At 69.2% G+C, this 11,346-nt stretch carries 9 protein-coding genes; 3 read left to right on the plus strand and 6 right to left on the minus strand.

What is annotated here, in order from left to right:
* Nucleotides 1-131 precede the first annotated feature (131 nt).
* From ACFWGJ_RS34980 to ACFWGJ_RS35000, 5 genes are all read right to left on the minus strand, one after another.
* Nucleotides 132-1,514, minus strand: coding sequence for an alpha-amylase family protein (locus tag ACFWGJ_RS34980; RefSeq protein WP_387332644.1), 1,383 nt, complete (start codon nucleotides 1,512-1,514; stop codon nucleotides 132-134).
* 155 nt (nucleotides 1,515-1,669) lie between these two features.
* Nucleotides 1,670-3,355 carry a glycoside hydrolase family 13 protein gene (locus ACFWGJ_RS34985; protein ID WP_387332645.1) on the minus strand — a complete coding sequence of 562 codons (1,686 nt, stop codon included), beginning with the start codon at nucleotides 3,353-3,355 and terminating at the stop codon, nucleotides 1,670-1,672.
* A 110-nt stretch (nucleotides 3,356-3,465) separates the two neighbouring features.
* Nucleotides 3,466-4,377, minus strand: coding sequence for a sugar ABC transporter permease (locus tag ACFWGJ_RS34990; RefSeq protein WP_387332647.1), 912 nt, complete (start codon nucleotides 4,375-4,377; stop codon nucleotides 3,466-3,468).
* A gap of 13 nt (nucleotides 4,378-4,390) precedes the next feature.
* The gene (locus tag ACFWGJ_RS34995) at nucleotides 4,391-5,395 is read right to left on the minus strand and encodes a carbohydrate ABC transporter permease (RefSeq protein ID WP_387332649.1); all 1,005 of its coding nucleotides are present in this window, start codon (nucleotides 5,393-5,395) and stop codon (nucleotides 4,391-4,393) included.
* A 172-nt stretch (nucleotides 5,396-5,567) separates the two neighbouring features.
* Nucleotides 5,568-6,842, minus strand: coding sequence for an extracellular solute-binding protein (locus ACFWGJ_RS35000; RefSeq protein WP_387332650.1), 1,275 nt, complete (start codon nucleotides 6,840-6,842; stop codon nucleotides 5,568-5,570).
* 497 nt (nucleotides 6,843-7,339) lie between these two features.
* Here ACFWGJ_RS35000 and ACFWGJ_RS35005 point away from each other — a divergent pair, with 497 nt between their 5' ends.
* Nucleotides 7,340-8,374, plus strand: coding sequence for a LacI family DNA-binding transcriptional regulator (locus ACFWGJ_RS35005; protein WP_387332652.1), 1,035 nt, complete (start codon nucleotides 7,340-7,342; stop codon nucleotides 8,372-8,374).
* Nucleotides 8,375-8,541: 167 nt separating this feature from the next.
* Entirely contained in the window at nucleotides 8,542-9,444 is a 903-nt protein-coding gene (locus ACFWGJ_RS35010) for a phosphatase PAP2 family protein (RefSeq protein WP_387332654.1), read from the plus strand.
* An 18-nt stretch (nucleotides 9,445-9,462) separates the two neighbouring features.
* Here the strand turns inward: ACFWGJ_RS35010 and ACFWGJ_RS35015 are convergent, their stop codons facing one another.
* On the minus strand, nucleotides 9,463-10,380 hold the full coding sequence (locus ACFWGJ_RS35015; RefSeq protein ID WP_387332656.1) for a LysR family transcriptional regulator: 918 nt from the start codon (nucleotides 10,378-10,380) through the stop codon (nucleotides 9,463-9,465).
* A 71-nt stretch (nucleotides 10,381-10,451) separates the two neighbouring features.
* Between ACFWGJ_RS35015 and ACFWGJ_RS35020 the strand changes: the two genes are divergently transcribed.
* Nucleotides 10,452-11,346: DMT family transporter (locus tag ACFWGJ_RS35020; RefSeq protein ID WP_387332658.1), on the plus strand; the 895-nt coding region annotated here is incomplete at its 3' end.

An 11,346-nucleotide genomic window follows, 5' to 3' on the forward strand; every position in this document is an offset into this window, starting at 1 on the left:
CCTAAAAGGGGCGCGGGGAACTGCGCAATCGGTTGGGCCCGCCCCCATCGGCCCGCAGACGAACGCGGGTTTTCAGGGGCGCGGGGAACTGCGCAATCCTTAAGGCCCGCCCCCACCGGCCCGGAGGTGAGTCAGCAGCTGGACTTGCCCGCGTACACCGCCAGCGCCGTGTTCGCGGCGAGCGTCGCCGTCAGCTGGCCGGAGCTGTTCACCGTCACCGTCGAACCCGCCTGCACATTGCAGTACGTGCCCGCCGCCAGCGACGTCTGATACGTGCGGGAAAGCGACGACGACTCGTGGTTGATCGCCACGAAGCCCTTGCCGCCCCGCCCGAAGGCGATCGCGTCACCCCCGTTGTCCCACCAGTTGGAGACGGACTCCCCCCGCACCGCGTTGCGGAAGCCCACCATCGACTGGATCTCCGGCCAGGCGTGCTGGCACTTCCACCCGTCCTGCCAGCAGGCGTTCACCGAGCCCCCGTTGGGCGGCCCCGCGTCCGTCGACGAGAACTCGTACCCCGAGTTGATGTCGGGCGCCCCGTACGGATACGCCAGCATGAACACGTTCGCGAGGGTGTAGTTCGCGTTGTCCTTGTAGCTGAGCGTCGACCCGTTGCGCTCGGTGTCGTGGTTGTCGACGAAGACCCCCGAGACACCGCTGCTCATGTACCCCCAGCCCTCCCCGTAGTTCTTCAGGTAGGCGAGGTTCTCGTTGTTGAAGACGCGCTTGAGGTCGAACGCGTACCGGAACTCCTGCACGTCCCCCGTGCCGGTGTACTCGGTCGGCGAAACCGCCTCCCCGGCCCCGTAGATGGCCTCCTGCTTCCAGTACGCGGACGTGTTGCTCAGCCGGCCCTTGATGTTCGCGAGGTCGGTCGCCGGGATGTGCTTGGCCGCGTCGATGCGGAACCCGTCGACGCCCAGCGACAGCAGGTCGTTCAGGTACTTCGCGATGGCGGAGCGGACGTACTCCTCGCCGGTGTCGAGGTCGGCGAGTCCGACGAGTTCGCAGTTCTGGACGTTCGCGCGGTCCTGGTAGTTGCTGATCTGCGCGGTGCAGTTGTCGAAGTCGTACGACGAGTACAGACCCGGGTAGTTGTACTTCGTGTAGGACGAGCCGCCCGTACCGGTGCCGCTGCCCGCCGACATGTGGTTGATCACGGTGTCGGCGACGACCTTCACGCCCGCCGAGTGACACGTGTTGACCATGTTCTGGAAGGCCGTGCGGTCACCGAGGCGCCCGGCGATCTTGTAGCTGACGGGCTGGTACGAGGTCCACCACTGCGCGCCCTGTATGTGCTCGGCGGGCGGGGAGACCTGGACGTATCCGTAACCGGCGGGCCCGAGCCGGTTGGTGCACTCCTTGGCCACGGACGCGAAGTTCCACTCGAAGAGGACGGCCGTGACGTCCTTGGTGCCCGGTGGGGAGGCGTGGGCGGTACCGGCGGCGCTCGCGGGGACGACGAACGCGGCGGCCGCCACGGCGAGCGCACAGGACAGTGCTCTCTTTGCCATGTGTGGGGGTCCCTTCTCCGTTGAAGGTTCTTGCTGCAATATTCAACAGCAGTGCGGTGCCGCAGATCGTAGAAGCCCGCCTCCCAAAGCGGAAGACGGGCTTCTGAAAATTCCTGAAACTTCTTACAGGAGGCGTCGGTTCGGCCGGCGAACGGTCAGTCGGCGATCCACCACACGGTGACATCGGCGGGCACCTTCGCCTCGCCGTCGTCCGTGACGGTCACCTCGCCGCTCGCGAGCAGCACCCGCCCGTACGCGCGGACGGTCGCCGCCTCTCCCCCGGTGTTGGCGGTGCACACGAACGCCCCGCGACGGAAGGCCAGCACGCCCTCGGGCGCCTTCAGCCACTCGACCCGGTCGCCCGCGCCGAGGTCGGCCTGCTCACTGCGCGCGGCGAGCGCGGCCCGGTACAGCTCCAGGGTCGAGCCGGCGACCCCGGTCTGCGCCTCGACACTCAGCTCGCCCCATCCGGCGGGCTGCGGAAGCCAGCTGCCCCCGCCGCCGAAGCCGTACGAGGAGCCCTCGCGGTCCCACGGGATCGGCACCCGGCAGCCGTCGCGGAATCCGTCCTGGCCGGCGCCCCGGAAGTACGCGGGGTCCTGGCGGACCTCGTCCGGCAGGTCGACGACGTCCGGCAGGCCCAGTTCCTCGCCCTGGTACAGGTACGCGGACCCGGGCAGCGCGAGCATCAGCAGAGTGGCCGCGCGGGCCCGGCGCAGACCCAGTTCACGGTCTCCGGCGAGCCGGATCTGCGTGCCGAGCCCGGCCGGGTTGGCGAACCGGGTCGCGTGCCGGGTCACGTCGTGGTTGGACAGCACCCAGGTGGCGGGGGCGCCCACCGGCCGCATCGCGTCGAGCGTGCGGTCGATGCAGGCACGCAGCTCCTCGGCGTCCCAATGAGTGCTCAGGTACTGGAAGTTGAAGGCCTGGTGCAGTTCGTCGGGGCGCACGTAGTTGGCGGTGCGCTCGATGGTCGGCGTCCACGCCTCGGCGACGAAGATGCGGTCGCCGGAGTACTCGTCGAGCACGAGCCGCCACTGGCGGTAGATCTCGTGCACCCCGTCCTGGTCGAAGAACGGCATGACATCGTTGCCCAGGAGCTTCAACTGCTCGTGGGATCCCAGGTCCGGAAGCCCCTCCGCCTTCACAAGACCGTGGGCCACGTCGATCCGGAAGCCGTCGACGCCCATGTCGAGCCAGAACCGCAGCACCGAGCGGAACTCGTCGCCGACCGCCGGGTGGTCCCAGTCGAAGTCGGGCTGCTCGGGCGCGAAGAGGTGCAGGTACCACTCGCCCGGGGTGCCGTCCGGTTCGGTGACGCGGGTCCAGGCGGGGCCGCCGAAGATGGACTCCCAGTCGTTGGGCGGCAGTTCACCGTTCTCGCCCTGGCCGGCGCGGAAGTGGTAGCGCTCCCGGGTCGGCGAGCCCGGGCCCTCCGCGAGGGCGCGCTTGAACCACTCGTGCTGGTCGGAGGAGTGGTTGGGGACGAGGTCGACGATGATCCGCAGACCCAGTTCATGGGCGTCGCGGATCAGTGCGTCGGCGTCGAGGAGGTTGCCGAACATGGGGTCCACGGCCCGGTAGTCCGCCACGTCGTATCCGGCGTCGGCCTGCGGCGAGGCGTAGAACGGGCTGAGCCACACGGCGTCGACGCCGAGGTCGCGCAGATACGGGAGTCGGGAACGTACGCCCTCCAGATCGCCCATGCCGTCACCGTTGCTGTCGGCGAAGCTGCGCGGATAGACCTGGTAGATCACCGCGTCCCGCCACCAGTCGCGGCGATCGGCGACGGTCACAAGAGCGGATTTCGGTGCCGAGTCGGCGGAATACTGCTGGCTCATGGCTTCCTAGATACGTGACGGAGGAGCGCCCCAAAGGGGCGCGGGGAACTGCGCGACCAGCCACGACGCGCCGTCGGACGACAGACAACCCCGCAGCTCGCCGCGTACGGCTAACCCTTCGTGCCACCCGCGGTCAACCCGGTCACCAGATTCTTCTGCACGAGATAGAAGAACGCCGACACCGGAATGGCCACGAGCACAGCCGTCGCAGCCATCAGATTCCGCTGCGCGTCGTGCTCACTGACAAAGCTCTGCAGCCCCACCGCGAACGTGTACTTCGTGTCGGACAGCATGAACGTCGAGGCGAACGCGACCTCACCGAAGGCGGTGATGAAGCTGTAGAACGCGGCGACGGCGAGCCCCGGCTTGGCGAGCGGCAGGATCAGCCGCGCGAACGTACCGAAGGGCGAGAGCCCGTCGACGCGCCCGGCCTCGTCGATCTCGAAGGGGATCGTGTCGAAGTACCCCTTGAGCAGCCACGCGCAGTACGGCACGGCCGTCGAGCAGTAGACGAGGATCAGGCCGAAGTAGTTGTCGATCAGCTGGAGTTCGCTGAGGATCTCGTACATCGGGACCATCAGGACCGCGACCGGGAACATCTGGGTCACCAGGAGCACCCACATGAACTTCTTGTAGCCGGGGAAGCGCATGCGCGAGACCGCGTAGCCGGTGGTGGCGGCGACCAGGACGCCGATGACGGTCGTGCCCAGCGACACGACGAGCGTGCTCCACAGCCAGTCGAAGAACGGCGTGTGCTGCAACACGAACGTGTAGTTGTCGAACGTCATCTTGCCGAGGATGCCCCCGGGGTGCAGATAGTCGTCCTTGTCCGGGCCGAGGGAGAGATAGATCAGCCAGGCGATCGGGAACAGGGCTATCAGGCTGGCGACGGCGAGGATGCCGTGCGAGGTCAGGGCCCCGGCGCGGCTGCGCTCGCCGCGCCGCGGCCCCTTGCCGGCCGGTGCGGTGCCCGCGGGCGCCCCGTCCACCGGGGGCGGGGTCTTGACGGTCGTGGTGCTCATGGGGGCTCCTGCCTCAGATCGCGAGCTGCTGCTCATTGCGGGCCAGCCAGCGGCGGTAGACGGAGGTGAAGACGATCAGGATGGAGAGCAGCAGGACGCCGTACGCGGCGGACTGCGCGTAGTCGCGCGGCTGTTGGCCGAAGCCCAGGTAGTAGGCCCAGGTGACGAGGATCTGCGCGTCCGGCGCGGTGTCGCCGAAGAGCAGGAAGATGATGGCGAACTGATTGAACGTCCAGATGACGCCCAGCAGGACGACGGTGGAGCTGACCGACTGCAGACCCGGCAGGGTCACGTTCCTGAAGCGCTGCCAGGCGTTGGCCCCGTCCATCTCCGCGGCCTCGTACAGGACGGGGTCGATGGACTGCAGTCCGCCGAGCAGCGAGACCATCATGAACGGCACACCGCACCAGGTGTTGACCATGATCGCGGCGGTCCGCTGCCAGAAGGTGTCCTCCAGCCAGAGCGGCGAGGGCAGATGCACCGCGTCCAGCATGGAGTTGATGATGCCGCCGTCGGCGAGCATGAACCGCCAGCCGAAGACGGTGACGAAGGTGGGCACGGCCCACGGCAGGACGAGGATGAGCCGGTAGAAGGTGCGGCCCTTCAGCTTCTGGTTGAGCAGCAGCGCCAGTCCGAGCCCGATGACGTAGTGGAGCAGCACGCACAGCGCCGTCCACACGATCGTCCAGATGAAGTGCGACCAGAACCGGTCGTACGCGGTCGGTCCCCACAGGATGTCGGCGTAGTTGTCCAGGCCGATGAACTCGTACGTGGCGTCGATGTGGTTGACGCCGATCGTGCGGGCCGAGTTGAGGCTGGTGGCGTCGGTGAACGTCAGGTAGATGCCGCGCAGCAGCGGATAGAGCACCAGCACACCGAGGACGACGACCACCGGGGCGGTCATCGCGTACGCGTACCAGTACTTCTGGTACGCGCGCTTCATGCGCTGGAGCGGGCCGGGGCGCGGGGACCGGCTCCCCCGGCGCTTGCCGGTCGCGCGGTCGATGACGACTGTCATGGTTCGACACCTTCTGGAAAATCAGGGCTGATCGGCAGGCCGCCGGGTCTGCGGGCCTGTGCCTGGGGGCCGGTCGTGGGCCGACGGGCCGGTCATGGGCCAGTCGTGGGCCGGTGGCCGCCGGATCCGTCCAGGCGTGCTGCGCGGGGACGGATCCGGCGGCCACCCGGTGTCACTTGCTGAAGTCCGGGACCAGCTTGGCGATCGCGGTCTCCGCGTTGCTCAGGCCCTTGTCCAGGGACTCCTTGCCACCGGCGATCTTCGGCAGCTCGGTGTCCAGCGGACCCCACAGGGAGCTGTACTCGGGCAGCGCCGGACGCGGCTGGGCGGCGGCGAGCACACCCTGGTAGCCGGCGATCCCCGGGTCGGACTTGACCTCCGTGGTGTAGGCGTCCTCGCGGGTCGGCAGCGTGGAGTTCTTGAGGGCGATGGTCTCCTGCGACTTCGCCGACGTCATGAACTTCAGGAACGTGAGCGACGCCTCCTGGTGGGCCTTGTCCGAGCCCGCGTACACGGAGAGGTTGTGGCCGCCGGTCGGGGCGCCCGCCTTGCCGCCGGAGCCGGCCGGGACGGTGGCGATACCGAGGTTGCCCTTGTCCTTGAAGGCCGAGCCCTTGTAGAAGTTCGTGATCTCCCACGGGCCCTGGATGATCGAGGCGACCTTGCCGTTGACGAAGGCGTCCTGGATGTGGGCGTACGCGTCGGCGGTGGTGTCCGCCTTGTGCAGGCCCTTGCCGCTGAACAGGCCCTGCCAGGTCTTGTAGCCCTTGACCGCCTCGGGCGACTTCACGGTGATCTTCTTGGCGTCGGCGTCGACCGTGTCGGTACCCTCGCCGTGCAGGAACGACTGCGCGTAGTAGGCCTGGGTGGAGCCCCAGTAGCCGTCGACGCCCGTCTTCTCCTTGACCGTGCCGGCGTCCGTCTTGAGGTCGGCCCAGGTGGTGGGCGCCGCGTCGATGCCGGCCTTCGCGAAGAGTTCCTTGTTGTAGACCAGCGCGAGGGTGTCGGTGACCAGCGGCACACCGTACGTCTTGCCCTCGTACTTGGCCTGCTCGATCAGGCTGGGCTGGAACTTGTCCTGCTCCGCGAGGGCCTCGGTGCCGTCGAGCGGCAGGAAGAAGCCCTTCTTGGCGAACGCGGGGGTCCAGCCGACCTCGGAACGCAGGATGTCCGGGGCGCCCTTGGAACCGGCGGCGGTGTCGAACTTGTTCTGCGCCTGGTCGAAGGGCACGTTGACGTACTTGACCTTGATGTCCGGGTTGGCCTTCTCGAATTCCTTCACGAGGGCCTTGTACGTCGGTGCCTCATTGGTGGCGTTGGACGTGTCCCACCACGTGAGGGTGACCGGGCCGTCCGCCTTGCCACTGTCGTCGCCGTCTCCGCCGCAGGCCGTCGCCGTGAGAGCGAGGGACGCCACCAGTGCGGTGGCCGCTATGCCACGCCGCATGAGTTCTCCTTGAGGGTGAAAGCCCGTGTGCTTCGAGGGGGCGGTCCCGTCCGCCGTCCCTGCCGACTCGCCGACCGCACCGTTGCCGCCGTCGGGCAGCGTGAACGTAACAGCGATGTAAGCGGCGCGAAAGACCTTGCAGCAAAAAAGTGCAAGACCCGCAGACAGTTACCCCGCCGTGACCTCTTCGGAACCGTCCCGATCTGCCGCGATGCCTTGCCACAGGGGCATTCGTAGGGTGCGGGCCCGCCGTGCAAGACTCTGCAAGCTCTTGCCATACTCGTCCGGCGCGAGGATCATCGGCGCTCGGCGCCTTGCAGGAAGCACCCCGTCCGCACGGGCGCACGCGGCGGACGACGACCACCCCGCCACGACACTGCCGACCAGAATCACGAGGGAACGCGATGACGCAGCAGCCCGGAGCGGGCCGTCCAAGTGCCCGTGCACGGCGTTCGTTCAGTGGGCAACGCGATCCCCGGCCGGTACAGTCCAATCCCGTGACCACACGGCTTGCCGACATCGCAGCGCAGGCGGGGGTGAGCGAAGCGACCGTCAGCCGGGTCCTGAACGGGAAGCCGGGCGTCGCCGCCACCACCCGCCAGTCCGTACTGGCCGCGCTCGACGTACTCGGCTACGAGCGGCCCGTACGGCTGCGCCAGCGCAGCGAGGGGCTCGTCGGGCTGATAACCCCGGAGCTGGAGAACCCGATATTCCCGGCCCTGGCCCAGGTCATCGGCCAGGCGCTGACGCGGCAGGGCTACACGCCGGTGCTCGCGACCCAGACCCCGGGCGGCTCCACCGAGGACGAGCTGACCGAGATGCTGGTCGACCGGGGGGTCGCCGGCATCATCTTCGTCTCCGGACTGCACGCGGACACCTCCGCGGACATGCAGCGCTACGAGCAACTGCGCGGGCGGGGAGTGCCGTTCGTCCTCATCGACGGTTTCTCGCCGAAGGTGCAGGCGCCCTTCATCTCCCCGGACGACCGGGCGGCGATGGCCCTCGCGGTCACCCACCTCGTCTCGCTCGGCCACACCCGGATCGGCCTGGCGCTGGGCCCCAAGCGGTTCGTGCCGGTGCAGCGCAAGATCGAGGGCTTCGTCCGCACGATGCAGGACCTGCTGGGGCTGGCCACGTCCGACATCGAGGAGCGCCTGGTCCAGCACTCGCTGTACACGCTGGAGGGCGGCCAGGCCGCCACGGCGGCGCTCATCGACCGCGACTGCACGGCGATCGTCTGCGCGAGCGACATGATGGCGCTGGGTGCCATACGGACGGCCAGGCAGCGCGGCCTCGAAGTCCCGGACGACATCTCCGTCGTCGGCTTCGACGACTCCCCGCTGATCGCGTTCACCGACCCGCCCCTGACCACGGTCCGCAAGCCGGTGCCTGCGATGGGCCAGGCCGCGGTGCGCACGCTGCTGGAGGAGATCGGCGGGACCCCGGCGCCCCACAGCGAGTTCGTGTTCATGCCCGAGCTGGTGGTGCGGGGCTCGACGGCCTCGTCCCCCGGGGACCGCAACCGCTCGTAGGAACACCACGTCAGAGGTACCGCCCAGGGGTATCACGTAGGGGTGCTGGGCGGGCGTGGTCGTGCGCAGGAAGTGGTGGCCCACCTACTTCAGGTGTAGAACGTGCGGCCGGAACCCACCCAAGGGATGATCGGTCGAGAAAGGCTCATCTGGCAGACTCTGTCCCTATGGGTGAGAGCACCGTGACGACACTGGAAGGCCAGGAGCAGGCCCCTCCACAGCCCGTCGCGGACGAGGCGCACGGCAGCGCGGGACACCGTCTCCTGCGAAGGCTGCGTACGCCCCGCCGCCCCCGGCTCTGGTTCGAGATCCTGCTCATCGGGGTGAGTTACTGGACGTACTCACTGATCCGCAACGCGGTTCCGGAGCAGCGGACCCAGGCGCTGGAGAACGCCGACTGGCTCTGGAGGATGGAGCACCACCTCGGCATCGCCGTCGAGGAATCGGTCAACCACGCCGTGAACTCGATGACTTGGCTGATCGTCGGCATGAACTACTACTACGCGACCCTGCACTTCGTGGTGACCATCGGCGTCCTGGTGTGGCTCTATCGCAGCCACCCGGGCCGGTACGCGGCCACGCGCACGGTCGTCTTCGCCACCACGGGTGTGGCCCTGATCGGCTACTACCTGTATCCGCTGGCCCCGCCGCGCCTGATGAACGGCAACGACTTCATCGACACGGTCGTGGTCCACCAGACCTGGGGCTCGATGGCCTCGGGCGACCTGAAGAGCATGTCCAACCAGTACGCCGCGATGCCGTCCATGCACATCGGCTGGTCCCTGTGGTGCGGCCTCACGATCTTCGCCCTGGCCTCGGTCCCCTGGGTCCGCGTCCTGGGCCTGCTGTACCCGGTGGCGACCCTGGTGGTCATCGTCGCCACGGCCAACCACTTCTGGCTGGACGCGGTGGGCGGCATGGCGTGCCTGGCGTTCGGCTACCTGGTGGCGAGGCTCTGGTACGGGGCGCTGCCGTACGCGCTTCCGCGAGAGGTCCCTCCCAGGACCGACGCCGGCCCCGGGAGCAGGATCCTGGGCAGGATCAGGACCAGGACGAGCACCAAGGCCTGAGCGACCGGGACGACCGGGTCACTCCCCGCCTCCCCCGGCCTCCCGCAGCGCCTCCAGGAAGCTTCGCAGCGCGGGTTTCGGGGCCGCCGCCTGCCGCACGGCGGCGAAGATCGCCCGCACCGGCTCGGGCCGCCGGACCTCCCGTACGACCACTCCGGGGTGCCGGCTGCCCAGGCCCAGGCGCGGTACCAGGCTGACGCCGAGCCCCGCCGCGACGAACCCCTGCGCGGTCACGTAGTCCTCGCTCTCCACCACGAACCGCGGCCGGAAGCCGGCGGCCTCGCACGCCGAGAGCTGCGCGTCCAGACAGGGCCCCGGCCACTCGCTGCCGACCCAGGGCTCCTCCGCGAGGTCGGCCAGCGCCACGGTCCGCCGCCCCGCCAGCGGGTGCCCCTTCGGCAGCACGGCGCGATACGGATCGTCGAGCAGCGGCACGAGCCGTACGCCGTCACCCCCTGCCTCCTCCCCTTCCGGCCCCTCCCCCTCCGGGCGCACCACGAGGGCCAGGTCCGCCCGGCCCTCCCGTACGTCCGGCAGCGGATCCTCGGGATCGGTGAGCTTCAACTCGATCTGCACGCCCGGGTGTTCGGCCCGCACCCGGGCCACCGCCGGGGCGACCAGCGCGGCCCCCGCCGTCGCGAAGTACCGCACCGCGAGCCGCCCGGTCCGGCCCGCCCGCAGGTCGTCGAGCGCGGTCTCGGCCTCGGCGACCTGGCGGCCGATAGCGTCCGCGTACCCGGTGAGGAGCAGTCCGGCCTCGGTGGGCCGGACGCCCCGGCCGACCCGCTCCAGCAGCGGCGTGCGGGCCTCCTTCTCCAGCACCGCGATCTGCTGGCTGACCGCGGAGGGTGTGTAGCCGAGGCGGGTCGCCGCCGCCGTCACGGACCCGCTGGTGACCACGGCTCTCAGCATCTGCATGCGTCGCACATCGAGCATGTAGGTGAGGTTAACAGTGCATGCAAGATCTTTCACTTGTCCTTACGTCACCCGTGGCTCACCGTGGACGCATGCCGCTCACCTCGACGCTCCGCATGGCCGCCCTGGCGCTCCTCTGGGGCTCGGGCTTCCTGTGGATCAAACTCGCCCTGAACCACGGGCTGTCCCCCGCCCAGATCACCATCGCGCGCTGCGCGCTGGGCACGGCCGTGCTCCTGCTCCTGGCCCGTTCCGCGGGCCAGCGCCTGCCGCGCGACCGCAGGACGTGGGGCCACCTCGTCGTCGCGGCCCTCTTCTGCAACGCCGTGCCGTTCGCGTTGTTCAGCGTCGGCGAGCAGACGGTGGACTCGGGTGTCGCGGGCGTGCTGAACGCGACGACTCCCCTGTGGTCGCTGCTGATCGGGATCGCGCTCGGCACGGACCGCGGACTCGGCCGTGTGCGGCTGACCGGCCTGTTCCTGGGCTTCGCCGGTACGCTCCTGATCTTCGCCCCGTGGCATCGCTCGGGGCTGCTGACCTGGGGCGCGCTGGCCCTGCTGGGTGCGGCGGCGAGCTACGCGGTGGCCTTCGCGTACATGGCGCGCACGCTTACGGGGCGGGGGGCGCCGCTCGCCGTCTCGGCGGCTCAGCTGCTGACGGCCACGGCGTGGACGACGCTGGCGCTTCCCGCGGCGGGGGCCGTGCGTACGGACGTCACGGGGCTCCTGGCGGTGGGGGCGCTCGGGGTGCTCGGCACGGGGGTGACGTTCTATCTCAACTACCGGTTGATCGCGGACGAGGGGCCGACGAGTGCGGCGACTGTCGGCTACCTGTTGCCGGTGGTGTCGGTGGGGATGGGGGCGCTGGTCCTGGGCGAGGAGGTGGGGTGGCGGGTGCTCGCGGGGATGGGTGTGGTGCTGGCTGGGGTGGCGTTTTCTCGCCCCCGCCGCCCCTACCCGTTCCCGTCAACGACTCGGGGGCCAGCCC

The organism is Streptomyces sp. NPDC060205 (assembly GCF_042728395.1).
Lineage (GTDB): Bacteria > Actinomycetota > Actinomycetes > Streptomycetales > Streptomycetaceae > Streptomyces.